The organism is Pseudomonas sp. AMR01, assembly GCF_041946035.1.
Lineage (GTDB): Bacteria > Pseudomonadota > Gammaproteobacteria > Pseudomonadales > Pseudomonadaceae > Aquipseudomonas > Aquipseudomonas antarctica_B.
The window spans coordinates 87,654-113,319 of the sequence record NZ_JAUTYR010000002.1; the positions used below are offsets into that span (position 1 = coordinate 87,654).

General features: G+C 55.2%; 19 protein-coding genes and 2 pseudogenes. 8 read left to right on the forward strand and 13 right to left on the reverse strand.

The genetic code is table 11. The features are described from left to right. Window positions 1-9 precede the first annotated feature (9 nt). Window positions 10-1,167, forward strand: a complete 1,158-nt coding sequence (locus Q7C20_RS02310) for a glutathionylspermidine synthase family protein (protein ID WP_375065045.1) — start codon at window positions 10-12, stop codon at window positions 1,165-1,167. A 336-nt stretch (window positions 1,168-1,503) separates the two neighbouring features. Then, window positions 1,504-1,740 carry a DUF6124 family protein gene (locus Q7C20_RS02315; protein WP_348056208.1) on the forward strand — a complete coding sequence of 79 codons (237 nt, stop codon included), beginning with the start codon at window positions 1,504-1,506 and terminating at the stop codon, window positions 1,738-1,740. A gap of 312 nt (window positions 1,741-2,052) precedes the next feature. Here Q7C20_RS02315 and Q7C20_RS02320 read toward each other — a convergent pair. Next, window positions 2,053-2,193, reverse strand: a pseudogene (locus tag Q7C20_RS02320) (DNA/RNA helicase domain-containing protein); the annotation flags it as partial. Window positions 2,194-2,548: 355 nt separating this feature from the next. Beyond that, window positions 2,549-3,175, reverse strand: a complete 627-nt coding sequence (locus Q7C20_RS02325; RefSeq protein WP_375065048.1) for a hypothetical protein — start codon at window positions 3,173-3,175, stop codon at window positions 2,549-2,551. A 345-nt stretch (window positions 3,176-3,520) separates the two neighbouring features. Here Q7C20_RS02325 and Q7C20_RS02330 point away from each other — a divergent pair, with 345 nt between their 5' ends. The 3 genes from Q7C20_RS02330 (at window position 3,521) to Q7C20_RS02340 (ending at window position 7,445) form a co-directional block, all read left to right on the forward strand. Then, on the forward strand, window positions 3,521-4,648 hold the full coding sequence (locus Q7C20_RS02330; protein ID WP_375065050.1) for an AAA family ATPase: 1,128 nt from the start codon (window positions 3,521-3,523) through the stop codon (window positions 4,646-4,648). A 1-nt stretch (window position 4,649) separates the two neighbouring features. Beyond that, the gene (locus tag Q7C20_RS02335; RefSeq protein ID WP_375065052.1) at window positions 4,650-6,863 is read left to right on the forward strand and encodes a S8 family peptidase; all 2,214 of its coding nucleotides are present in this window, start codon (window positions 4,650-4,652) and stop codon (window positions 6,861-6,863) included. Window positions 6,864-7,139: 276 nt separating this feature from the next. Continuing rightward, on the forward strand, window positions 7,140-7,445 hold the full coding sequence (locus Q7C20_RS02340) for a hypothetical protein (protein WP_375065054.1): 306 nt from the start codon (window positions 7,140-7,142) through the stop codon (window positions 7,443-7,445). Between the two features lie 515 nt (window positions 7,446-7,960). On the opposite strand, the pseudogene Q7C20_RS02345 reads toward Q7C20_RS02340, so the two are convergent. The 11 genes and pseudogenes from Q7C20_RS02345 to Q7C20_RS02395 all read right to left on the reverse strand — a co-directional run. Then, a pseudogene (locus Q7C20_RS02345) lies at window positions 7,961-8,185 on the reverse strand (Arm DNA-binding domain-containing protein); the annotation flags it as partial. Further along, window positions 8,178-8,465, reverse strand: coding sequence for a hypothetical protein (locus Q7C20_RS02350; RefSeq protein ID WP_375065056.1), 288 nt, complete (start codon window positions 8,463-8,465; stop codon window positions 8,178-8,180). The gene Q7C20_RS02350 and the pseudogene Q7C20_RS02345, both read right to left, overlap by 8 nt. An 89-nt stretch (window positions 8,466-8,554) precedes the next feature. After that, on the reverse strand, window positions 8,555-9,328 hold the full coding sequence (locus tag Q7C20_RS02355; protein WP_375065058.1) for a helix-turn-helix transcriptional regulator: 774 nt from the start codon (window positions 9,326-9,328) through the stop codon (window positions 8,555-8,557). Between the two features lie 211 nt (window positions 9,329-9,539). After that, window positions 9,540-10,067 carry an inorganic diphosphatase gene (gene ppa, locus Q7C20_RS02360; protein ID WP_076952643.1) on the reverse strand — a complete coding sequence of 176 codons (528 nt, stop codon included), beginning with the start codon at window positions 10,065-10,067 and terminating at the stop codon, window positions 9,540-9,542. A 93-nt stretch (window positions 10,068-10,160) separates the two neighbouring features. Continuing rightward, a complete protein-coding gene (locus tag Q7C20_RS02365; RefSeq protein ID WP_375065060.1) occupies window positions 10,161-10,991 on the reverse strand; it encodes a zinc-dependent peptidase in 831 nt (276 codons plus the stop codon). A gap of 9 nt (window positions 10,992-11,000) precedes the next feature. Next, window positions 11,001-11,654: a DedA family protein gene (locus tag Q7C20_RS02370; protein ID WP_348062420.1), complete on the reverse strand. Its 654-nt coding sequence runs from the start codon at window positions 11,652-11,654 to the stop codon at window positions 11,001-11,003. A gap of 305 nt (window positions 11,655-11,959) precedes the next feature. Next, window positions 11,960-12,418 carry a GNAT family N-acetyltransferase gene (locus Q7C20_RS02375; protein ID WP_375065062.1) on the reverse strand — a complete coding sequence of 153 codons (459 nt, stop codon included), beginning with the start codon at window positions 12,416-12,418 and terminating at the stop codon, window positions 11,960-11,962. Between the two features lie 91 nt (window positions 12,419-12,509). Next, window positions 12,510-13,355: an ethanolamine ammonia-lyase subunit EutC gene (eutC, locus tag Q7C20_RS02380; RefSeq protein WP_375065064.1), complete on the reverse strand. Its 846-nt coding sequence runs from the start codon at window positions 13,353-13,355 to the stop codon at window positions 12,510-12,512. Then, a complete protein-coding gene (locus tag Q7C20_RS02385) occupies window positions 13,352-14,746 on the reverse strand; it encodes an ethanolamine ammonia-lyase subunit EutB (RefSeq protein WP_375065066.1) in 1,395 nt (464 codons plus the stop codon). The genes eutC and Q7C20_RS02385 overlap by 4 nt, the downstream gene beginning before the upstream one ends. A gap of 53 nt (window positions 14,747-14,799) precedes the next feature. Further along, entirely contained in the window at window positions 14,800-16,233 is a 1,434-nt protein-coding gene (eat, locus tag Q7C20_RS02390; RefSeq protein WP_375065068.1) for an ethanolamine permease, read from the reverse strand. 206 nt (window positions 16,234-16,439) lie between these two features. Continuing rightward, window positions 16,440-17,960, reverse strand: coding sequence for an aldehyde dehydrogenase family protein (locus tag Q7C20_RS02395; protein ID WP_375065070.1), 1,521 nt, complete (start codon window positions 17,958-17,960; stop codon window positions 16,440-16,442). A gap of 271 nt (window positions 17,961-18,231) precedes the next feature. On the opposite strand from Q7C20_RS02395, the gene Q7C20_RS02400 reads away from it, so the two are divergent. The 3 genes from Q7C20_RS02400 to Q7C20_RS02410 all read left to right on the forward strand — a co-directional run bounded on the left by Q7C20_RS02400 (window position 18,232) and on the right by Q7C20_RS02410 (window position 25,663). Next, on the forward strand, window positions 18,232-20,127 hold the full coding sequence (locus Q7C20_RS02400; RefSeq protein WP_375065072.1) for a sigma-54-dependent Fis family transcriptional regulator: 1,896 nt from the start codon (window positions 18,232-18,234) through the stop codon (window positions 20,125-20,127). 194 nt (window positions 20,128-20,321) lie between these two features. Beyond that, on the forward strand, window positions 20,322-21,692 hold the full coding sequence (locus tag Q7C20_RS02405; protein ID WP_375065074.1) for a hypothetical protein: 1,371 nt from the start codon (window positions 20,322-20,324) through the stop codon (window positions 21,690-21,692). Between the two features lie 251 nt (window positions 21,693-21,943). Then, the gene (locus Q7C20_RS02410) at window positions 21,944-25,663 is read left to right on the forward strand and encodes a hypothetical protein (protein ID WP_375065076.1); all 3,720 of its coding nucleotides are present in this window, start codon (window positions 21,944-21,946) and stop codon (window positions 25,661-25,663) included. Window positions 25,664-25,666 lie beyond the last annotated feature (3 nt).

The window sequence follows — 25,666 nt, forward strand, 5'->3', positions numbered from 1 at the left end:
AGGCGGGCCATGAAAAAGATCTACTGCGCAGAACGTCACGACTGGAAACAGACCGCCGACAGCCTCGGCTTTCTGTTCCACACCATCGACGACGAACCCTACTGGGACGAGAGCGCGTATTACCAGTTCACGCTCAAACAAATCGAGCAAGACCTCGAAGACCCGACCACCGAGATCCATGACATGTGCATGGACCTCGTCGCCCGCGTGGTCCACAGCGAGCAATTGCTCGAGCGCCTGAGCATCCCCGCGCCGTTCTACGACATGATCCGAACTTCCTGGCTCGAAGGCCACCCGCACCTCTACGGGCGCATGGACTTCTCCTACAACGGCACCGGCCCCGCCAAACTGCTCGAACTCAACTACGACACCCCGACCAGCCTCTACGAAGCCGCCGCGTTTCAGTGGGGCTGGCTCGAGCAATGCATCGAACGCGGCCTGCTGCCCAAACACGCCGACCAGTTCAACAGCATCGACACCAAACTGCACCAGGCCTTCGCCCAACTGCACCTCAACCAACCCTTCTACTTCGCCTCGATGAAAGACTCGATCGAAGACAAAGGCACCACCGACTACCTGCGCCTCGTCGCGGAAAAAGTCGGCATCGAGTCCCGCCACATCGACATCGAAGACATCGGCCTCACCGCCGAAGGCCGCTTCGTCGACCTCGAAGATCACTGGATTCCCCACCTGTTCAAACTGCACGCCTGGGAGTTCATCTTCCACGAACCCTTCGGTGCCGCGATTGCAGAGAGCGACACACAGTTTTTTGAGCCCGCGTGGAAATCCATCATCTCCAACAAAGGCATCCTGCCGCTGCTGTGGGAGTTCAACAAAGGCCATCCTAATGTGCTGGCGGCGCACCTGGATACCGACCCGAATAAAGCCGTGCCGAAAGGCTGGGTGCGCAAGCCATTCTTCTCGCGGGAAGGGGCCAACATTGAGCTGCAAACGGCTGACGGGCTGATTGTGAAAGAGGGCGGACCGTATACGGATGCGCCGTTTATCCTTCAAGAGTTCGCGCCGCTGCCGAAGTTTGGTGACAGCTACACGCTGATTGGGTCATGGGTGATTGGTGATCAGGCGGCGGGGATTGGCGTGCGGGAAGACAATAGTTTGATTACCAAGGATTCGAGTCGGTTTTTGCCGCATTTGATATTGGATTGAGGCCTGAGTGTTAAAGGCCAGCAGGGCTGATCCCTTTCATTTGCAGGACGTTTCCTAGAGAATCCCAACCGCTTGCGCCAGCGAAATTCCGCGACTAGGCTGCGGTCCGTCACTGACTATTCAGTGATCGGGTTTAGTCGCCCGGACCTTGCTAGGCGCACGCGTCATCCCAAAGACAGGTGTCTTCTCACCTGCACCTTATGGTGGCTGTGCGCAGGGCACCCTCGGGTGCGCCGGAGCCTAGCAGCCGGTCGACTAACCTGCGTACAGCCGCCACCCCTGCTCGTTTAGTCGCGAAAAGCCGGTGGTATTCACTTACTGCTAGGGAATTTTGCTATGGATAACGTTGTTTCAGATTCGCCCGCGTTGGGTGCAACTCACCCATTTACCGTTAATGAAGAACTGAGCTTCGAGGACGCCTGGGTGCGTGTGGCTGAGCTGCTGCAGTGTGCGGTGGCGACGTCGCAATCGCTCGGCGAACCGCTGGGCGCGCCGCATAGGGCGGTGATGCATTTGGTGGAGATGGCGAAGATGGTGGCGGATCGGGCTGTGGAGTGTTTGCAGCCGAAGTGATGTGACATTGGTATTAGGTCAGCAGTGTGCTGATCTAGTGCCTTACGAATGAATGTTTGGCCTCATGTCGCGATTTACTTACTTTAGCGACATGTCGTGCTTTCATGTCGTTATAGGTGACACGTCAATATGTCCTTTTCCGATTTGGGCAGCAGCCAGCTGCCCGATCTATGCACAGTTTTTGAGAATGTGACAGAGGTGGCGGGGCGACAGGTACCGCGTTTCAGCTATTCAATTGTCCAACGGCTGTTGGACAATCTTGGTTTGGGATTCTTACAAACATTAAAAAGCGCGGCCTATGGCTGCGCACTGTCATTTCTGGCTTAGATTTGTGAGCCGACTTGCAAAATACTGCGCAGTTTCAGGCTCGGTGCAGAAGAGGTAGCAGCCTTTCATCCCACGAGTCATCAAAGTTCGGTACGTGTTCTTGATGATCTCCCGTCGTCCGTTCTGTCCCTCACTTCAACGTCGGATGAAGTCAAATGGCGTTGAACGCCATCGGACAGAGGAATGCCTGAAATCCCCGGAATAGCAGAGCTATCAGGAATATTCTTGGATGGGGCAGGATTATTCCAGACATTAAAAAGCCGGCTTGTGGGCGGCTTTATTTTTTGGTTTTTGCCTTATTTTGCTGGGTTCTATTAGTGGCTTTACAGCTGACCCCCCATTTGTCCCCCCATTTTTAGTGTTCGTGAGTTTTTTGCTCCTGTTCGGATGCCGAGTGCATTAGAGATTTCACAATCATTAACCTATCGTAGTATTAGCTTGGGGGGCACCCTGGTAAGCAATGAACGAACTGCTTACTCGCTCAGTAATTGTCATGTTGGTCCATTTCCCCCAGCAATGAGTGAATTCCCGACAACATTTTGAAAACGCTATTCATGATCTCGCTGAGGTGGCGCACGTTCACGTATTGCAGATCCGGTAGCGACGCCGCTCCCTTTTTTGTAGTCGGATAGCGGAAAGCATAAGAGGCCGGATCGATTTTATCCAGCTGCTGGATGAAGCTCTCCATTGCCGGCAGTTCTTTGTCATCTTTGCGGGGATCGAGTTTTTCAAGGAGTTCCCGTAGCTCACCCCAGAGTGGCATCAAGCCATGGCTGTGATCGAGTTTTTCTGGTTTTTCTGCTAGCCGACGGGCTAGGGGAACCATCAATTTGAGCTCAAGCTCAATGCCTTGCCGATACAAAAAAACCAACGGATAGATGACGCTGTCTAGGCTGACTTTCCGCTCTGCTAGAGCAAACAGCAGTCCATCAGCCGCGTCTTTGTAACCCGCTGCGTATAGGTCCAAGGGAAAGTGGGTCCAACCCAGCATTGCGTTGTTATGCCAATCATCTCCCCGGATAAATAGCGGTTGCCCAGAGAAATCAGAGGGGAATTTAGAGTTTTCTAGCGGGCCCGCATCGAGCAATCCATCGATTGACTCAGTCATTGTGGTGACTTCCTAGTTCGTTGTGGTTCAGTCCCAGCCTAGCCTGTCTTAGCAAACTGTCATCACATGCCCCTGCATGTCAGCCATCCACTGTGATTGAAATGGGTATCTGTCTTGGGCGGCAAGCATGTCCCCATTCATGGTGATCGTCTGAGGCGGGCGGATTGTGCCTACATCGTTATGCAGACTGAATCGAGGCAATTGCCACGGAATTTGCTGATACTGTTTTTTTATACAGCCTTTCGTCGGCTGCTTTCTGCTTATACCTTGCCGCTTTCTACGTCAAGTGGGATAATGCGCCTAGTCCACTTTAAATTTATTAAAAATCAATAGGTTACGTGTGCAATGGACGATTCTAGAGCGCTTATAGAGAAATTAGTCCAGATCACGAAGGTTGGAGCGGTCGGCGACGGTGAGAAGGTTCGCATACAGACCCTCCGACTTATTCGAGCTTTGAGGGAGTCTGGGGATCCTCTTGCAGACCTGATACATAAAGAGGTCTTTTCACAGAAGTTCGATGAGGGCAGCGCATCTAGCATCCGAAGAGTTAAGGATGCTGGAATATCTTCGCCTGTTCCGACCGATTCGGAGTCAAACAGCGAATTGCTATCGGTCGAGGATCCAATAAAACTACCAAATGGTTTTGTTAGTTCAGATGAGATTAAGGGACCTTTGAATCTTGTCTTGTCAGAGAGTAAAAATGCGAAGAGATTGTTGGATGCTGGAATAAGTCCAACTAGCAAAATACTATTCACAGGTCCTCCTGGAGTTGGTAAAACAGTATGTGCGAAATATTTAGCTCAGAAACTCAAGGTTCCGTTGCTGACATTGGATTTGGCTACAGTCGTTAGCAGCTATCTTGGTAGAACAGGTAATAATTTAAGGAAAGCTCTCTCTTACGCCAGAAGTAGACCCTGTGTTTTGCTTTTGGATGAAATGGATGCTATCGCAAAAAAGAGAGATGACTCATCTGACATAGGTGAAGTCAAACGGTTGGTTACTGTGATGCTACAAGAGTTAGATCAATGGCAAGGTAGTAATCTATTGATAGCCGCCACGAATCACTATCACTTGTTAGATCCTGCGGTGCAGAGGCGTTTTGACCAAGTGATTGAGTTTAAACGTCCTGGGATAGACGACTTGGTGAGAGTTGGCTTGGGGCTGAGTTCCGGTGGTGATGTTCCAAAAGCTTGGATATATTTTATTGCTTCCTTGATGGACGGGACGTCGTTTAGTGATTTTCAACGTGAGATAAATAACTTACGTAAAGCGCTTGTTCTCGAAGGGGAAAGTGGCGGGTTAGAGTATTTGCGCTTTCTTCTAGAGCGCCAATGCCCAGCGGAAGATCGTGCTAGAAGAAAAAGTTTAGCGTTGCTTTTAGTGACTAAAGGGAAAGCATCGCAGAGAACGGCAAGTAAGATAACTGGCGTTTCACGTGATACATTACGAGCAGCAATGACTGCGGGAGCTTAACATGGAAGGTAAAGAGCGGTTTCTATTTGGGCGCGGAGAAAAGTTAGCTGATCACGTTCCGTATAAAGGGGGATTCGATAATTCATTGCCTCCCTACAGCCTCTCTGAGCAAGTTGAACGCTTGGATTCAATGCTCGAAACATTGGAAAAGGATTTTAAAGAGATACCTAAAGATGCCTTGGCGGATGGTAACGCTGTCGCAGCACTTACTCTTCATCCTAAATATGTTGCTAGGTCTGGATTTCCTGAATACCTTTTAAACGCCTTTTCGCTTCGCCTTGTTGGTAGCAAGCCTCAGAAGAGCAAGCCTGATGCAGGGCGTGGTAGCGATAAGGAAGAGGGCGTCGCATCGACAACTTTGTACGTTGCGGGAGAGTTCAAGTCTTTCTCCAAGCTTAGGAAAAGTCTTTCTGGTATAGAGGAAGGTTCAAAACTTTCAAAAGAAATAGTGAAGGTAGAACGTTTAGAGGTTTTTAGGGCAGAGGATAGGCTTCTAGGCGAATTTGACAAGGAAGAAAATAATTTAGAAGTTGTAGTCCATTTTGATAGTGCCGTCGATCTCGACTGGGAATCTGACTTTGTAAAATTTGCTGAAAAAAGTCACATTTCACTAGATATGTCTCGTTCTTACCAAACGCGCGGATTATTATTTTTAGCAGCGAAAGGTGATGAAGAGTCCGTAAAAGAGTTGGCTAAATTTTCCTTTGTGCGCGCTATAAGGAAAATGCCTAAGCTAAGAACAATTAGTCAGCCTAAGTTGGTACGGTCAGGTGGTGTGGCTAGAATTACAATTCCTGTCGAAAAGGCTCTGGATGAAAGTTTTAAAGTTGCTATTTTTGATGGGGGCTTGCCGGATGATCATCCCTTTGGTCGCTGGGCAAAGAATATAGAGCCGTCTTCAAATTTTAATATTGGCGACGCAATCCCTGAGCTGCAAGATCATGGTCAAGCAGTTACGTCCGCGCTTTTGTTTGGTAACGTGCAGCCCGGAGCATTGGAACGGCCGTATGCTGAAGTTGATCATTACAGAGTGTTGGGTGACTTAATTGCGGATGATAGTCTCTATGACGTAATGCTGTATGTAGATAATGTGCTCTCTCAAACTAACTATCCGTTAGTTTCTTTTAGCATTGGTCCATATCAAGTCGCCGGTGATGATGAGGTTACTGCATGGACTTCAATGCTTGATGATCACTTAGGTGAAGGCGATATCTTGGCAGCTGTGGCTGTTGGGAATGACGGTGACAGGGGATGGCCGGAATCTAGAATTCAGGTGCCGAGTGACTCAGTTAATGCCCTAGCCATTGGGGCCAGCGACGGATTTCATGAGGGGTGGTGTAGAGCACCTTATAGTTCGATTGGACCAGGAAGAAGCCCTGGCTTGATAAAGCCCGATATGTTGGCTTTTGGCGGCATTGATAGTAATAAGTTTAAGTTTTTGTTCCCCGGTCCAGTGATTGCTGAGGATCGTGGCACTAGTTTCGCCACTCCGGCGGTCATGCGTATTGCTGCTGGGCTTAGAGCTTATTTTGGAAATGCTCTGACCACGCCTGCTATCAGGGCACTATTAATTCATTCCGCAGATGACAATGGTCATGCCCGTGAGGAAGTAGGCTGGGGAATTGTTAATCCAGATATCCGAAGCATTGTTACTTGTGAGGACGGAGAAATTAAAGTCCTTTATACTGGCAAGTTAGAACCCGGTAAAGTTTTGAGGGCGCCTATACCAATGCCAGACGAGGTCCTTGCAGGGGATTTTACTATAAAGGCTACTTTTTGTTATAGTTGCTCTACAGATCCACATATGCCTGGCGAGTATACTAGGGCCGGTTTGGATGTTAAATTCAGACCGAACAAAAATAAGTTTAAGAAAGATAAGCTTTATCCCGATACGGCTTCTTTTTTTGGCCGTCACGAAAAAAGTAATGAGCAGGAACTGAGAACTGATGCGCATAAGTGGGATACTGTTCGTAGTAATACGGTGAAAAAGAGGGGTAGCTCTCTTGTTGATCCAGTTTTTGATATTCACTATATTGCGAGAGAACCAGGAAATAGCGTAACTCCTGTACGCGCAGGAAAGCTGTCCTACGCCTTGGTTGTTACCGTCAAGTCAAACCGTATTCCTGATTTGTACGAAAAGGTTCAAGCGAAGTATCTTAGTAGTCTAGTAGCGATTCAGCCTAAAATTGAAATCCCGATTGCGCTTGGCGTCTGATTTTGAGGTCGAAAAATGAATAGAGAAGAAGAAAAAGTCATCGGCGCTCTTAACGATAGTCATTATGAGTGGCGGACTATAAAAGGGCTAAGTGCAGCTACTGGATTAGATGCATCAAAGGTGCTAAGTATTATAGAAAAAAATGCATCGGAGATTGTGCAGTCATCTTCGTTTAGTCCGGCAGGGGAAGCGCTGTATTCTACTAGGGAAAAACGTAGAAAAAACTCAAGCACTTTGTCTCGCTTAGGGTCGGCACTACGTAATAGGGCGGACTAAATGGATTTTGTATCTTTTCCCGTTGTTTGTGCTTTTTTAGGGGCGCTAGCGGTTAAATCATTAGAACTGGCCGAAATTCACAAGTTGCCAGTGACTCAACGCCCAAATTTAAAAGAGTTTGTGTATTGGGTTCCTTTCTTGGTTTTGCCTTTGATAGGCGGTTTCTTAGCCTACGTCTATATAGAGTCCAATACTACGTTAACTCCTTTACTAGCTCTGAATGTTGGAGTCACCGCACCCTTGGTTTTTCGCTCTATGGCAGAGCGCATTCCGAATAAAGTGATTGATCCAGGGGCGGGTGCTTAATTATGTTGAACAAAAAAGGGCCTTTTTAAGGCCCTTTTTATTTATAGCCTGTTCCACGTGCGATAGGAGCATATTTTGAATATTGATTATTTACTGAGGACTAGCTTTTTGGGAAGTATTTGCTATTTAATCCTAAAAGAATCATGTTTTTGTTATAACACAGTGGGACACTCTGGCAGCTCCCTCCCGATGCTTTAACATCTTTCTCTGTAACTATCGGAAGATATTTAGGCAGATCTGCGTCCTCAAGCTCTTTACCATCTATTGAACAGTTAAAACTTGCTGTTGGCATGCAGACCACCTCAGGCAACAGATGGGTTGACGTTGAAGGTGCGGGCTCGTCAGGAGCTATAGAGTATTCTCCACCAAATCCGGGTCCTGTTCCGTTTTTGTATGAAATAGGGTTGCCTTTCGTATCTGTACCCAAGTACCAACCGAATGTGTAGTGGTAACTGCCCGCAGGCGCATTACCTGCGAAGTTACCGCTATTCGAGCAGACTCCTTGATCGTCACACATCGCTCAGTTGGCTGCGTTTGGCACTGGCTGCTTGTCTGGCTTTCTTGAGACGGACTTCAGGGAATGAGCCCAAGCCCATTTCCCTACGACGTCCCGCTAATTGAAAGCGAAGTAGCCAGGATTTACGTCCGGTAGGTTTGACCACCAAGCGAAGCCCATCACCATCTTCATAGGTGCCGGGTTCAGTAAGGTTTTCGACTTGTTTCGGATTCAGCTTACTCATTGATTTCCCCTTGCAGTCCGTCTTGTCCCCCCACCTGTCCCCCCACTTCATCGTCGGATGAGATCAAATGGCGTTGAACGCCATCGGACAGGGGTATGCCTGAAACCCCCGGAATAGCTAAGCTATCAGGAAGATTCTTGGATGGGACAGGATTATTCCAGACATTAAAAAGCCGGCTTGTGGCCGGCTTCTCGCTGACTGCTTCAGCTTGTTTTTGACAAACCTCACCAGCCTTCAAATCGCTCAGCCCACATTGCGTCAGGCTGAATAGTAGGGGCATCCGCGGGAACTCCTCCGCTTCGCCAGGCAGGGTGGATAGCCATGAGCCACCCCCTGCCAAATGTGGGCGGCATGATAACCGCATTCACCTCAGTTGCCCACCTCCGGATCCGGTTTAGAGCCTTCCCAGCCCAATAAATGCTCATCCAGCGGCACGGGCGGTCTTCGGTTATTGAGCGTGGACCACCAGAACACCCAGCCCACGATCTGGAAGTTCTGCTCGAAGCGTTGTTCGTGCGTAAGGTATTCGTCGGGGTGCTCGCTTGTGTTGTGGCTGCGCATGCGCAAACCACCGCCTGGGCGGTTGTAGAGGTATTTGATGCGTAGCATGCCGTCGTGTTCGACGGCGTAGATTTCGCCGTCGATGATTTGGGTGCGGCCGCTGTCGATGCCGAGGGTGGCGCCTTGCTGGATGATCTCGGTCATGCTGTTGTCGACCATGTAGGCGCCTATCGCGCGGTCGGGGTTGATGTTGAGGGTTTTGAGGGTGTGCAGGGTGACGCGGATGCGTTCGACGGAGGTGAAGGTAGGGTGGAGGGGGATTTCCACGTCGGTGCTTTCTGGGCGGGTGGCTGGGCCTGTGAGGTATTTGCCCGCGTCTTCGCGGATGGGGATCACGTTCCTTGTGTCGTGGCCTTCTAGCAGGAAGTTGGCCATTGGGTGTTTGGGGCCTTCGCCGGTGCGTAGCCAACGGCTGGAGATGCACAGCAGTTCTGCGATCTCGTTGAGTCGGCCCATGGGCACGCCGCGTTTGAACCAGTTGTTCACGTGTTGAGGCGTGACACCACGGTTCTTGGCGAAGTCGGAAGCGGAAAGATGAACTTCCCGCAGTAGTGCTTTTAGTCGATCACCTGATGTATTCATAAACGCAGAGTTTACTGGCCGGGAAACTACATCAAATAAACCATGCGTTGAATCGCGCGTGTAGGAGTTTGCTGGGTTGTAGCCTGATTTGTCAGATTTAAAACTTAGTTGAACGTTGAGTGTTAAGCGTTGAACTTGACGTTTAATTTTTCCCACAAAAAAGCCCCGAATAATCGGGGCTTTTTTTATTGCCGGGGCAATAGTCGCGGTATCAGCCTTTGTAGGCAGCCACCGACTTCATGATCTCGGCGCGGGCGGCTTCTGCGTCGCCCCAACCGTCGATCTTCACCCATTTGCCTTTTTCGAGGTCTTTGTAGTTCTCGAAGAAGTGTTTGATCTGCTCCAGCAACAGTGGCGGCAGGTCGGTGTATTCCTTCACGTCCACGTACAGCTGGGACAGCTTGTCGTGGGGGACTGCGATAACTTTGGCATCGCCGCCGCCGTCGTCGGTCATGTGCAGGATGCCGACTGGGCGCGCGCGGATAACCGAGCCTGGGGTAACCGGGTAAGGGGTTACAACCAGCACGTCGAGGGGGTCACCGTCGTCGGCCAGGGTGTTCGGGATGAAACCGTAGTTGGCCGGGTAGAACATCGGGGTGGCCATGAAACGGTCAACGAACAGGCAGTCGCTGTCTTTGTCGATTTCATATTTGATCGGCGCGTGGTTGGCCGGAATTTCGATGGCGACGTAGATGTCGTTCGGCAGGTCTTTGCCAGCCGGAATCTTGCTGTAGCTCATTGGGCGTTGCCCCCGTAGTTGGCCATGAAGCATGGCCGGATTGGCCTAAAAGTGGCGGCGATTATAGGCATATTCTGACGCTGACGCCATGCGTCAGACGTCGTACGGCGCGTGGCGTTCCGTCTGATACCGCGCGTCGCTCGCCTGCAGTTGGGTGAGGCGCGCCAGCGGATCCTGGCGATAAAACTGGCTCAGTTGCGCATACACCTGTGGGTAGGTGCTGACCAGCAAATCCGGGGCACTGAAAAAATACTCACTGGTGACGGCAAAGAATTCGGCCGGGTTTTCGGCGGCGTAGGGGTCTATGTCGGTGTCAGCGTCCGGGTTGGCGTCGAGTTGGCGGTTGAGGTCGTCAAACGCGCTTTGCATGACGCTGGCCCAGTCTTGCACGCGCATGTCGCTGTGCAGCGGCGGCAGGCCGTTGGCGTCGCCATTGAGCATGTCGAGTTTGTGCGCCAGTTCGTGGATCACCAGGTTGTAGCCTTCCCAATTGCCACTGGCCAGCACGCCGGGCCAGGCGAGGATCACCGGGCCTTGTTGCCAGGCTTCGCCGCTGTGCTCGCCGTCCCATTCGTGTTCGACGCCGCTGGCATCGCGATGGCGCTGGGGGCTGAGGAAGTCGTCGGGGTACAGCACGATTTCGTGAAAACCCTGATACCAGTCCAGGTCGCCAAGGTTCATCAGCGGCAGTTGCGCCTGGGCGGCGAGCAGCAGGCGTTGCTCCTGGTGCAGGTCGACGCCGGGCAGGGCGGTGAGGTGTTTTTCGGCGAGGAAGACGACGCAGGCTTCACGCAGCCACCTGTCTTGCTCGGCGCTGATGCCGTCGAGGAAGGTCAAGTGGTTGCGCACCCGCTGCCAGGTGTCATCGGCAATCGGGTGCCTGGCCAGCAGGCGCCGGCGACGCCAGGCGCTGAGGGACCACATGTGCAGGCGTTACGACTTGGCTTCGGAGGACGTGCGACCAAAGCGGCTGCGGACCACGCCAATGATCATCGGCACCAAGGACAGCAGGATGATGAACACCACGAGTAACGAGAGGTTCTTCTTGATAAACGGCACGTTGCCGAAGAAATAACCCAAGGTCACCAAACCGCCGACCCAGATGATGGTGCCGAACACGCTGAAACCGAAAAAGCGCGGGTAGGGCATTTTGGCGATGCCGGCGACGAACGGCGCGAACGTGCGCAGGATCGGCAGGAAGCGCGCCAGGGTCACGGTTTTGCCGCCGTGTTTGTCGTAGAAGTCGTGAGTCTTTTGCAGGTAGTCGCGGCGGAATATTTTCGAGTTCGGGTTGCTGAACAAGCGTTCCCCGGCTGTTCGCCCGATGACGTAGTTGGTGCTGTCGCCGAGAATCGCCGCCAACATCAACAGGCCGCCCAGCAAAACCGGGTCCATGCCGCCGCCGGCTGCAATGGCGCCCGCGATAAACAGCAACGAATCACCCGGCAGGAAGGGCATGACCACCAGGCCGGTTTCGCAAAAAATCACCAGGAACAGAATGGCGTAGATCCACGGACCGTAATTGGTTACCAGCATGTCGAGGTAGACGTCGAGATGCAGGATAAGGTCTAGCGGGTTGAAATCCATGGATGGCACCTGTGTGAATGGCCCGGCTCAGCAGGCCTGTGCGGGGTGTCGGGAAATAAGGCTACACGCATGTGCCGCAATTCTTACAACCCTGAAAGGTCGGCATTATACGGATTGATCGGTGAAAAGCGTGTTGGTTTTGTAGCGGGGGATGTCGCAGTTATCAAGGATGCACACATCACAAAATGTGGGAGCGGGCTTGCTCGCGAATGCGGTGGGTCAGTCGACATATCAGGTGACTGACCCACCGCATTCGCGAGCAAGCCCGCTCCCACAGGGGATTTGTGGTGATTGTGGTGTGAGGATCAATCTTCACTGATCGGCAGCGTGTAGTTCTTGAACTCCGTGTCCTCGCGAAAACCGATCGACTCGTACGTCTTCTGCGCCACTTCATTGTCACTGCTGGTCGACACCCGCAGCCGCACTGCCTGGGTTTCCTTGGCCATTTTCTTCGCGGTACGCATCAGGTTATCCGCCACCAATTGCCGGCGCGCATCCTCGGCCACATAGATGTCGTTGAGTATCCAAACCCGCTTGAGCGACAGCGACGAAAAGCTCGGATACAGCTGACAAAACCCGAGCAATTTCTTGTCGTCATCATCCGCCAGCGCCAAATAAATCACCGATTCCTTACGGCGCAGGCGCTTTTCCAGGAAGTCTCGCGATGAATCCGGGAATGGCAACGCCCCATAAAACTCACGGTATTTGACGAAAAGCGGGGTCAACAGGTCCAGGTGTTCCAGGGTCGCTTGAGTAATCCGCATGCCAGGCCTCAACTTCCAAAGGGGGGTGACCACACGCGCGGCCGTGACTCGATGCTGCCTAACGTCGCGAAAAAGCGCAATCGTGCAGCGATCAGTCATCCGGTGAGCTGAGCAGGAAATTGCCCTTCATCAGGTCAGGATTATCCGACTCAATCGTCTGAACCTGCGCCTCGTCCTTGAGATTGACCCCCGACAGCTGCCGTCGACACGCTTCTTTCATCAAGTAAAGCAGGCGATGCGCCGCCATGCCGTAGCTCAAGCCCTCAAGGCGCACGTTGGAGATGCAGTTGCGATAAGCGTCAGTGAGGCCCACTTTGGGGTTGTAAGTGAAATACAGGCCCAGGCTGTCCGGCGAGCTGAGGCCTGGCCGTTCGCCGATCAGGATCACCACCATCTTGGCGCCGAGCAACTGGCCGACTTCATCCGCCACGGCCACGCGGCCTTGTTCCACCAGAATCACTGGTGACAAGGACCAGCCTTCGGCCTGGATATGTTCCTCCATGCGTGTGAGAAACGGCAGCGTATGTTTATGCACCGCCAGCGCCGACAGCCCGTCGGCCACCACCACGGCCAGGTCGACGCCGCCGGGGTTGGCGGCGGCATAGTCGCGAAGGCTCTGGGCGGATTCATCACTCAGGCGCCGCCCCAGGTCCGGGCGTTGCAGATACAGATGGCGGTCGGCGGCAGCGCTGTGCAGCAGCAGTGTGTCGCGGCCGCGTTCGGCCATTTGGCTGGTCAGGCCCGCGTGGTCGAAAGGCAGGTGCACCGCGTCGCGCGCCTGGGCGTGGGCGAATTGAAAATCCAGCTGTGCGCTGGTGGGAATGCTGGTACCGGTGCGGCCCAGGGCAATGCGCGCCGGGGTCAGGCGGCGCAGTTCCAGCCACGGGTTATCAGGCAGGGTTTCAAGGGAATCGACTTCCACGGGTGGCTCCTTCATCCCAATTGCGCCAAGGCTTGGCGAAACGCCGGTGGCAGGCTGTTACCAAAGCGCACCTTGCCGTCGGCTTGCGTGAAGATGCCCATTTTCGCCAGCCACTGTTCAAACTCCGGCGCCGGTTTTAAACCCAGTGTTTGCCGGGCGTACAAGGCGTCGTGGAACGAGGTGGTCTGGTAGTTGAGCATGATGTCGTCGGAGCCGGGGATGCCCATGATGAAGTTGATTCCGGCCACGCCGAGCAGGGTGAGCAAGGTGTCCATGTCGTCCTGGTCGGCTTCGGCGTGGTTGGTGTAGCAGATGTCGCAGCCCATCGGCACGCCGAGCAACTTGCCGCAGAAGTGGTCTTCAAGGCCCGCGCGGATGATCTGTTTACCGTTGTACAGGTATTCCGGGCCAATAAAACCGACCACGGTGTTGACCAGAAACGGGTTGAAGTGCCGGGCCACGGCGTAGGCGCGGGTTTCGCAGGTTTGCTGGTCGACGCCAAAGTGCGCGTTGGCCGAAAGGGCACTGCCCTGGCCGGTTTCGAAATACATCAGGTTCTTGCCCAACGTGCCGCGATTGAGGCTCAAACCTGCCTCGTAGCCTTCCCGCAGCACGCTCAGGCTGATGCCGAAACTGGCGTTGGCCGCTTCGGTGCCGGCTATCGACTGAAACACCAGGTCCAGCGGTACGCCACGGTTGATGGCTTCGATGGACGTCGTGACGTGGGTCAGCACGCAGGCCTGGGTGGGAATTTCGTAGCGCTGGATGATCGCGTCGAGCATTTCCAGCATGGCGCAGATCGAGGCGATGCTGTCGGTGGCCGGGTTGATGCCGATCATGGCGTCGCCGTTGCCGTAGAGCAGGCCGTCGAGAATGCTCGCGGCGATGCCCGCCGGTTCGTCGGTCGGGTGGTTGGGTTGCAGGCGTGTCGACAAGCGCCCGCGCAAACCCATGGTGCCGCGAAACTGGGTGACCACGCGGATTTTCTGCGCCACCAGCACCAGGTCCTGCACGCGCATGATCTTGGAGACAGCCGCCGCCATTTCCGGTGTCAGCCCCGGCGCCAATGCGCGTAGAGATTGTTCATCGGCCGCATCGCTGAGCAGCCAGTCACGCAAGCCACCGACGGTCAGGTGGCTGACCACGGTAAACGCCTGTTTATCGTGGGTGTCGATGATCAGCCGGGTGACCTCGTCGCTTTCATAGGGGATCAACGCTTCTTCGAGGAAGTGTTTCAGCGGAATATTCGCCAGCGCCATTTGCGCCGCCACGCGCTCGCCGTCGTTATGCGCTGCTACGCCAGCCAGAAAATCCCCGGAACGCGCGGGGCTGGCCTTGGCCATCACGTCCTTGAGGCTGTCGAAGCGGTAGGTCTGTGCACCCACCGCGTGGGAAAAGCTTGCCATACAGTGTCTCCTTGACGACGCGAGCAGCCGCCCGCGTCGAGGTTTACGGCAGTTCAGTGCAAGGCGGCCTCTGCGGCCTGGATCGCCGCGAATTCTTCTTCCGGCGTGCCTGCTACCAAGTGATGCCGGCTGTAGAAAGCAAAGTAAGCAATTAATACTCTATAGATGATCGCCGCGCCAATCACCACGCGCGGGTCCACCAGAAAGCCCGCCACCACGGCGACGCAGGCCAGTACGAGCGCCACGCCGGAAGTGAAAATGCCGCCCGGTGTGCGGTACGGGCGGTCCATTTTGGGGCGACGGATGCGCAAAGTGATGTGCGCGGCCATCATCAGCACGTAGGAAATGGTCGCACCAAACACCGCCACCAGAATCAGCAAGTCGCCCTGGCCGGTCAGCGACAGGCCGAACCCGATGATGCCGGGGATGATCAATGCCAGCACCGGCGCCTTGCTTTTATTGGTTTGCGACAGTTTGCGCGGCAGGTAGCCGGCACGGGACAAGGCGAAGATCTGCCGCGAATAGGCGTAGATAATCGAGAAAAAGCTTGCGATCAACCCCGCCAGGCCGACCAGGTTGACGAAGCCGCCCATCCACGTTGAACCGCCGTAGGCCAACGCCAGCGCTTCAACCAGCGGGTTGCCGGATTTGACCAACGCATAAGTGCCTGCGCCGCCCGGTGCGATCACCAGAATCAGCAGGGCAAAACTGGTCAGCACCACAATGGCGCCGATCAGGCCACGGGGCAGGTCGCGTTTCGGGTTTTTGGTTTCTTCAGCGGCCAGCGGTACGCCTTCCACGGCGAGGAAAAACCAGATGGCATAGGGAATCGCCGCCCACACACCGACGTAGCCGAACGGCAGGAAGGTGCTGGCGCCCTTGGCCTCCGTCACCGGTATATCGAGCAGGTTGGCGACATTGAAGTGCGGCACCATCGCCACCAGGAACACGCCCAAGGCGATCGCCGCGACGGCGGTAATCACAAACATCAGCTTCAAGGCTTCGCCGACGCCAAAGATGTGGATGCCGATAAAGATGATGTAGAACGCCAGGTAGATCATCCAGCCGCCAATGCCGAACAACGACTCGCAATACGCGCCGATAAACACTGCAATGGCGGCGGGGGCGATGGCGTATTCGATGAGGATGGCGGTGCCGGTGAGGAAGCCGCCCCAAGGCCCGAACGCGCTGCGGGCAAAGCCGTAGCCGCCGCCGGCGGTGGGGATCATGGAAGACAGTTCGGCCAGGGAAAAACACATGCACAGGTACATGGTGGCCATGAGCAGTGTGGCGAGGAACATGCCGCCCCAGCCACCCTGGGCCAGGCCGAAGTTCCAGCCGGCGTAGTCGCCGGAGATGACATAGGCGACGCCGAGGCCGACCAACAGCACCCAGCCGGCGGCGCCTTTTTTAAGTTCGCGTTGTTGGAAGTAGTCGGTGCCGACTTTTTCGAAGTCGACGGAAGAGCCAGTGGGTTCGCTAGGCATGGGAAAGTACCTTTCAATTCTTATTGTTTTTAGCTCGGCGAAGTTGTGCCGAATGCATGGCGCAAGTACTTGCGATCTAAGTGTGGGAGGGGGCTTGCTCCCGATAGCGGTATGTCAGTCACTTAATGGTTGGCTGATCCTCTGCTATCGGGGGCAAGCCCCCTCCCACATTTGATTGCATTTCAAATGTGGGAGGGGGCTATTAGTTAGAAGAACCCGAGCGGATTAATGTCGTAGCTCACCAGCAAGTTTTTGGTCTGCTGGTAGTGATCCAACATCATCTTGTGCGTCTCACGGCCCACGCCGGACTTTTTGTAACCGCCAAACGCGGCATGCGCCGGGTACAGGTGGTAGCAGTTGGTCCACACGCGGCCCGCCTTGATCGCGCGGCCCATGCGGTAGGCGCGGTTGATGTCGCGGGTCCACACGCCGGCGCCGAGGCCGAACTCGGTGTCGTTGGCAATTGCCAGGGCTTCGGCTTCGTCCTTGAAGGTGGTGATGCTCACCACCGGGCCGAAAATTTCTTCCTGGAAAACGCGCATTTCGTTGGTGCCCTTGAGCAGCGTCGGCTGGATGTAATAGCCGCCGGCCATATCGCCTTCGAGCTTCTCGACCTTGCCGCCGGTCAGCAGTTGCGCGCCTTCGCCCTTGGCGATTTCGAGGTAGGACAAAATTTTATCGAACTGCTGCTCCGACGCCTGGGCGCCGACCATGGTGTCGGTGTCCAGCGGGTCGCCGCGTTTGATCTGCTCGACCTTTTTCATCACCACTTTCATGAAGTCGTCGTAAATCGACTCTTCCACCAGCGCACGCGATGGGCACGTGCACACTTCGCCTTGGTTGAAGAACGCCAGCACCAGGCCTTCTGCGGCTTTCTCGATGAACGACGGCTCGGCTTTCATGATGTCGGCGAAGAAGATGTTCGGCGACTTGCCGCCCAGCTCAACGGTGGACGGAATAATGTTCTCGGCCGCCGCGTGCATGATGTGCGAGCCCACAGGCGTGGAGCCGGTGAAGGCAATTTTGGCGATGCGCTTGCTGGTGGCCAGGGCTTCGCCGGCTTCTTTGCCGTAACCGTGCACCACGTTCAGCACGCCCGGCGGCAGCAGGTCGCCAATCAATTCCATCAGCACGTTAATGCCCAGCGGAGTTTGCTCGGCAGGCTTGAGCACCACGCAGTTACCGGCGGCCAGGGCAGGCGCGAGTTTCCAGGCGGCCATCAGCAGCGGGAAGTTCCACGGGATGATCTGGCCAACCACGCCCAGCGGCTCGTGGAAGTGATAGGACGCCGTGAGTTCGTTGATTTCGGCGCTGGTGCCTTCCTGGGCGCGGATGCAACCGGCGAAGTAACGGAAGTGGTCGGCGGCCAGCGGGATGTCGGCGTTGAGGGTTTCACGCACGGCCTTGCCGTTGTCCCAGGTTTCGGTAATGGCCAACAGTTCGAGGTTTTGCTCAATGCGGTCGGCGATTTTAAGCAGCACCAGCGAGCGGTCCTGGGCCGAGGTCTTGCCCCAGGCGTCGGCGGCGGCATGGGCGGCGTCGAGGGCTTTGTCGATGTCTTTGGCCGTGGAGCGCGGGAATTCGGCGATGGCCTTGCCGTTGACCGGCGAGGTGTTGGTGAAATAGTTGCCATCGACCGGTGCAACGAATTCGCCGCCGATGAAGTTGCCGTACTTGGCCTTGAACGAGACGATCGCGCCTTCAGTACCGGGGTGTGCGTAACGCATGGTGGGTATCTCCTGACTTTTATGTTTATTGGAGTACAGCGATATTGCGCTTGATAAAGCGTAGAGCAAAGGTTGGGCCACTGCTGTGCGGGGCCGGTAAATCGGGGGTTTTGGCTGTGTTGCAAGGCGTTGCTGTAGCAGGGGTGTTACAGCGTGAGTGACAGTTTGTGCCATAAACGGTACAGCCCATGAAAAGCGGCTCGGCCCAGGGTTGCAATGGTCGGGATGCCGGGGGATGCTGGCCGTTCTCATGCAGGGAGAATAATAAGAAATGCACAACGATCATTTCAGTCGCCATGCCAGGCAAGTCCTGACCGTGGCGCATGGCCGCGACCCGTCCAGCGACCCATCCATCGCCCGCTCCTGGCTGCGTTGCCTGGAGGACTATCACCTCGACCCTGCTGTGAGCATCGCCCCCACCGTGCTTGAACACGGCCGCTTGCTGGAAAGCCGCGAACGCCTGCAGCAAGTGCTGCACATCGCCGGCACCGAGATGAACAGCCTGCATCAGCAGCTTTCGGGTGCTGGCCACGCGGTACTGCTGACGGATGCGCGCGGGGTGATCCTCAATTGCGTGACTGCGCCCTCCGAACGCAAGATTTTCGAGCGCGCCGGTTTATGGCTAGGCGCCGACTGGAGCGAAGCCTGCGAAGGTACCAACGGTATCGGCACCTGCCTGGTGGAGCGTCAGTCGCTGACCATCCATCGCGATGAACATTTTCGCGGCCGGCACACCGGGTTGACCTGCTCGGCGAGCCCGGTGTTCGACCCCCATGGCGAGTTGCTGGCAGTGCTGGATGTGTCATCGGCGCGCGAAGCTGTGTCGCGCCAGAGCCAGTTCCACACCATGGCGCTGGTGAACCTGTCGGCGAAGATGATCGAGAGTTGTTACTTCCTGCGCCATTTTGAACACCACTGGCTGCTGCGTTTTCACCTGCAGGCCGAGTCTGTGGGGTTGTTCAGCGAAGGGCTGCTGGCGTTTGATGGCGAAGGGCGCATCTGCGCGGTCAACCAGAGCGCGCTGAACCTGCTGGGGCAAGTGCGCGGTGGTTTGCTGGGGCAGCCGGTGGAGGCATTTTTTGACTGCCCGCTCGACCAACTGCTCGGTCGCTCCAGCGCCAATGCCACCGCCAGTTGGCCATTGCGCACCCGTGACGGCCGGCAACTATTCGCGGCGCTGCGGGGGCAGGCGCGCAGTGTGGCCGCGCCTGTGGCCAAACCCGAAGCGCCGCTACTGCCGGGCATCTGCCTGGGCGATCCTGCGCTGCAGACGGACTTTCGCCGGGCGCTGAAAGTGTTCGAACGCGACGTGCCGCTGCTGATCAACGGTGAAACCGGCTGCGGTAAAGAAGCCTTCGCCAAGGCCGTGCATCAGGCCAGCCTGCGCGCGGGCAAGCCTTTCGTTGCCCTCAACTGCGCCGCCATCCCCGAACATCTGATTGAAAGCGAGCTGTTCGGCTATCGCGGCGGCAGTTTTACCGGCGCACTCAAGGAAGGCATGCGCGGCAAGCTGCAACAGGCCGATGGCGGCACGTTATTTCTCGATGAAATCGGCGACATGCCGCTCGCGTTGCAAACCCGCTTGCTGCGGGTTTTGGAAGATCGGCTGGTGGTGCCCATTGGCGGTGAGCCGCAGGCGGTGGACGTCAGAATTATCAGCGCCACCCACCGCAATTTGCTCGAGCGCGTTGAGGCCGGCAGCTTTCGTGAGGATTTGTATTACCGCCTGAACGGGTTGGAAGTGGCGTTACCGGCACTTCGCGAACGCGCTGACAAAGCGCAGCTACTGGATTTTCTACTGGATCAGGAGGCAGCCGGGCAGGCCGTTACCTTGCAGCTGGCGGCCAGAGAAGCGCTGCTTGCCTATGCGTGGCCGGGCAACGTGCGGCAACTGCGCATGGTGTTGCGTACGCTGATGGCTTTGGCTGAGGACGGGTGTGTTGTCTTGGGCGATCTACCCGTGAACGTGCTTGCTCCAAACCTTGCGCCCTCTACGCCTGGTGAATTATCGCCGTTGCACGAGGCGGAGCGAAAAACACTGCTGAACACCCTTGACCAGCAGCGATGGCACATGACGCGCACCGCTGAGCAACTCGGAGTCAGCCGCAATACGCTCTATCGTAAGTTACGAAAGTACAGAGTCTGTCTGCCCGAATTGGATAAATAAGTTAATGTTTGGGATTTGGCTTACAAGGGTTATTATTCGTAATAGCGGTGTTCTATGGAGCTGTTAGTTATTTTCAATTGATATGAAGTTTGTGGCGAAGTGGAACTGGTTGTGTGGTGTTAACCACGTAATTAGTTGAGAGCATGGAGGGCGTCTCAATTATTCCATAACGTGATTTGAATAGGTCTTCGACGATGCTGAATATTCCCTCAAACTTGACGCATACTTTTAAACTGGATCCTGTCGCTGAAGGTGCTGTGGAGAGTCATGAGCATATCAGGGAAAAAAGGTCTAAGGGGACAGGGCCTCGCAGGGTTCCTGGTCATAACGGTGGTGGTGGTCGTAGCCCCGGCAGTTCTCCCTCTCAGGTTATAAAGCCCAAGCCAAAACCAGGCCAAGACGTTGATAACATTGGTTGGCCGCTCAATAAAACGGGCCAGCGGGTAAATACCGACGGTCACGCGATCGACAATAAAGGTCGCCGTATTAATGAACGTAGCCAGCTGATTAATGATAAAGGTCACGCCGTTAACGAAAAAAATCAACGTATCAATGAACGCAACCAGCCGGTGAATGATAATGGCCATGCGATTAACACACTGGGCAAACCCGTGGACAGTTACAACCGTCCGGTTGACGCACACGATCGCTTGATCGACCCGCAGGGGCGAATCATCAACGAAAAAAAACAGTTTATTGATCTCGATGGGAAGCCGGTTAATAAAGAAGGCTACCTCATCGACCAATACAAAAGGCCGTTGGATAAAAACGGGAAGGTAGCAACGTCAAAGGAAAGTGCGGTGTTGGGCAATAACGAGCCTCATGAGCAGATCGCGGGTATGAAGAAATCGCTCACAAGGACTCGCGCCTTTCAACACACCCCGACACCACCCCCTACGCCGAAACCCTCCGTGCAAGACTCAGCTGAAAGCGCGGTAAAGACAGATGAGTTAATCAAGAAGGGCCTGATCCCTTCGAAACCCGAGTTAGCAAAAATTGCAATAGATAGTGCGGTCTCAAACTCTGCAGGTGCGGTGGCAGCGCTCCCGATTAAGGTGGCAGAAGCTTCTGCTGCTGCCGTAGTAACGGAGGTTATAAAAGCAAAGTATCTGCCAGTTCCGCTTGCCCCTGTTGCCTCCGCGCCTGCGACGACGACTGCCGGCCCCGTGACGCCGCAGACTGAAGCGGAAAAGGCCAAAGAGGCAAAACAGCAGGCTCTTAATACTTCCATAGACAACATCCAACTCAGCGTATTCGAGACGCACAATGGCATGTTGAAAGTGTTATATGGAGAGCAAAAGGGTGATGTGGTTCCGGGTGGGAACTGGCCGAAAACCCCCCTTGAACGCCTGGACAGGCTCGAAGATTTGGTGTCTCACCTCGAGCAAGAGGCCACAAAGGCCGCAGATCAGTACCACGTGTATTTCAAGGCATACCTGCCGGAGAAGGACCCTGCACCGGGCACCGAAGGCATCCCGGCGCGTGTCGATGCGCTTGAAAAAAGGCTGGCTAGTGTGAAAGAAGCGCGAACAAAAGCAGAAAAAGCAGTAGAAGAGAAGGCGTGATCGACAACTGCCACTTGATGGCGAGTCTGCTTTAAGTAGTGATCCTATTAGACTTGCGATCACCTGCTAGGCGATTTGTGCGGGTCACTTAACAAAGTAATTTAAAGCCATCCGCATAAACCCGGCGTTCTGTTCAATCAACGAGCGCCGGGTTTTATTGTTTGTTGAATTTGTATTTCAGTGCTGTGCACATTATTTAATGTAATGAGCGCACGCACACGGCTGGCTGAACACAGTGCAGGATTTTAAGTATGAGTGTGCAACTTACTGATTCGTTACATGGCGCTTTATTGAAAGCGCCTGAAGTTCCTGCTGCTACTGCGGCGCCTTCACCGGTACTTGATGATTCCAGCGTTTCTCGAGCGGCAGGCGATGCGCGTTTGGCGAAAACCTACGCTGAGCAATTGACTACGGGCGCGCGGTTACGGGTTCCACAAGACTCAACCTTGGGCCGTTGGATTGAGGCGCTGAAGTCCGCTTTCGCCTCTCCAGTGCTTCAACGCATGCTGGCGTCGGGAGACGTGACCGCCATTGAGGTCGACCCTACCAAAGGTGAGCTCAGCTTCTACTACCGTGGCGGGTTGATCAGAGAGTCTGTTTCGCTGGCAGAGATACCGGGCGGGTTAGACCTGTTCGACAGTTTGATGACCGCCGCCAAAGCCCTTACTCCCAACGGTATATTGAGCCTTCCGAATTATTTCCAGGACGGCACTGTTGCGTTAGGCGATGTGCAACGCTTTTACGGCGAGCAGGCGCATTTAACGCCGCCACAACAAATCGCTCGTTCCAAAGAGTTAACCCGCCACCCAGTTTTCCAGGGAGTGGGTTCGCTGCCGGACAACGACGTGCGTTTGGATGTTTTGCGCGGGATAGGCAATGCGCAAACGTGGCACAACCTGCTCGTTGTGTTGAAAGAGCAGGTCGAGAAACCGGGCGCGAGTCTGGATGTTGGCGCCGTTGAAGTAAACGTGGCGCCCCATTCCGAGGGTTGGAGTGAACAGCAACAGCAGCCCGTTACCCTAAGCCTTAAACAATTGCTCATTGACCACGGCTTGAACGTACCGGTCACGCGGGATGAACTTGCCAATCTCGAGCGCTCGCTGTCTGCGCCGCCTTTGCGCGCACCTTCTGAGGGGGATTATGGCGGGCTCTTAAGCAAAGACGTGCCGTTGGGCGAGAGCGATCAAAAGAAAATAACCCAGACGGTGAATACCTGGAAAGCCAGCCAAACCCAGGTAGCGCCTGACGGGAAGGGGCGCGCGCCGAGTCTTCTCGACTACCTGCAGCGTGCTGTCCCGGCCCACGTTAGGGCTAAGGCCAGCGAGGCCCCTGAGGCTTTTCTACAGGCATTGATTAGCACACCTCAGGCCCGCGCACTCGGTAAGCAGGTGCAAGAGGCAATTGATGCGCCAGCCACGGCAACCAGTGCCCAGGAAGCGCTGCTCACCGCCTTGGGCTTAGAGGCCGACCCGGCGGGCGGGCGGCAGCGCAATAATCTGGCGGGGTATGACTTGCGTCAGCAAGACAACTGGGGGCAATCGCCCGCCGAGATCGTCAAACGTTTCGAAAACCACCTGGAAAGCCGTTTTGGCCCTCAGTTGGCGAAGGTGGCGGCCTATCAATTGCTCGCCCTGTCTGCGCCTGAGTTTTTAGTCAAGGAGCTGCCTTCTTCGATGGTGTACGGCTCACAGCAATGGGCCTCGTTCAGCGCTGCGGTATTGCGTCGCGAGTTGGACGCGCCGGGCTCATCGGCCGGGCAAACCTACGCGAACATCATGCAACACGACGCCCTGGACCCTGTTACCGAGGCAGGGCAGAGCCAGTCGCAGTTTGCTGCGATGCAATCGGTGATCGACTGGGGCATTGCCAACCGCGTGGTTGAGGCGCGAAGTGATGATGCCTACAGCGCCGAAACCATTGACCGTGCAGTGACCGCTTTGCAAACACAGGTTGATGGTTTGGTTAGCGCAGCAAACTCGCTGGCGGCGCCAATGCCGACGCGCCGGGAGTTGGCGCTGGCTGAGTTAAGGCGGGTATACGGCGATAAGATGGAGCGCTTTTTCGAGGACAAAACACTGCTTGGTGATCTCCCTCCGGGGTCGCGCAAGCGTGGGACCTACTCTCTGTTGAACATTTATATGTCCGGGGACTTGCACAAGCATGCCTGGACTTCCTCCGACAAAGACTTCCCAACTGCCATTGTTCAAGCAGGCTTCTCCAAGTTGCCGGATATAAGGGCCACATTCGAGGAGCGGTTCAATGCTTACGTCGATGATTTGAAAAACGCTTCGGCAACGTTCTTCAACTATCAAGTGTCGCAGCTACCGGCTGAAGACCGGAAGATGATCGAGTATGGCAAGGTCACCACGTTCAGCCTTGGCGTGCCCGGTAATCACGCACGAGGTTCCATTCGCACTGATCATCCAATGTTCAACTATGTAAACAGTGGCGCGGTCCTTGTCAGAGCCGAATTGGATGGGAAAACCTGTCATTACTTATATTCGCCCTCTCAAGGAAAAATAATCAAAGACGCTGACCCGTCCCGACCAGGGCTGCAGTCTCCATCGTCTCGCTTGTATTTCTCGATGGCGCGGCCCGGGCGCCCCGGTGAGCGGGAAGACACGGTGACCATCCTGTGGCAGACGCCGCTCACGCCGTGGCCCAAAAAAGACAAAATTGACTTTGCCGCGTTCTCTATTTACCCGTCGAAGTCATTGGCGTCGCAACTGCCGGGGCCGCACTCTGTGCCACATACGGGTTTGCCTTCGGCGAGAAGTAACGAGCTGGGCTCAGTCGTCGGTGCTTATTACACTCGAGCTGTTCAAGACCAAAGAGCAGTTGCCAAAGGCGAAAGCCTTCAGGAGCGCGATGAGAGGAGAAACAAGGCCGACAAGCAGTTCATGCTGGGCCTGATTCCTTTTTACGACGCCATCAAAAGTTTCACTAAAGGCGATGTGCTGGCCGGTTTGCTTTACGCAGTGCTTGATGTAATTGGCTTGGTCGTGCCCGCAGTAAAAGGCGGGAGTCAGGCGATCAAAGCCGGCTCCAAAGGGCTGGGGGCTGCCTTGAGTTTTCTTAAGGGCTTTACCAAAGCAGGCTTGAAGGCCGCTAACCCACTGGGTGGGGTGTATGACATCGGGCGGGGTGTTTTCACGCTCGGCAAACGCGGTATCAAATCACTGTCTCGCACGAAGTTGCCCCTGGTTGACAAGTTGCGCCATGGTCGCGGGCGTAGCGGCAGTTTTGATGTTCCCCAGGGCGTAAAAAAAACGCCAGTGGCCAATGGCGTTTATCGTCCGCTTGGTGAGAATACCGACGCCCTGCCTGCACTGGCGGTGCAGCGAAACGGCAAGTGGTACGCCTTCGATCCAAAAAACCAAGTGCCTTACGGTGCACCGTTGAAAGGGTTTACGCCCAGCGCCGGGTCTGCCGGGCAGCGATCGGCAAGCATTGCGGTGGGTGTGGCTACTGATACGGCAGTGGGTGTCGGTGCTGGCTTGGTAGTTCAAAAAATCCGGCCCGGTGGGGTGCCGCGTCAGTTCCAGCTCCCATCTGCATTGGCCCAAGCCGAAGTGGAGCGGCAAAGCAATGCTGAAGCCGCTCAGAGGGTGGCCGATCAAGCATTGCCCGCTCGGGCGCAGGCGCTTCATTTGGAGCTCCGGCAGGCGAATGAGGCGCTTGCGGCGCTGGAAGGGGTTGCGGTGCAAGACGTCGACACTGCGCCCGAAATCAGCGTGACCGACATCCTTCAACGCCTGGACCAAATGGAGGCTGAACTGGATGACCTTGAAGAACGCACTGGTGAGAGTGCGTCAACATTCAGGGTGTTTTTCCAACGCCACCTCCCGGCGCCTGTGAATGCCCTGGACAAAAATGCCGTGCGTGATCGATTGACGGCCACAGAAAAACGGTTGGCTGCGGTGAAAAAGGCGGTGCGCGACATGCAGGCACAGTCAAGCAAAGCGGCATGAGTG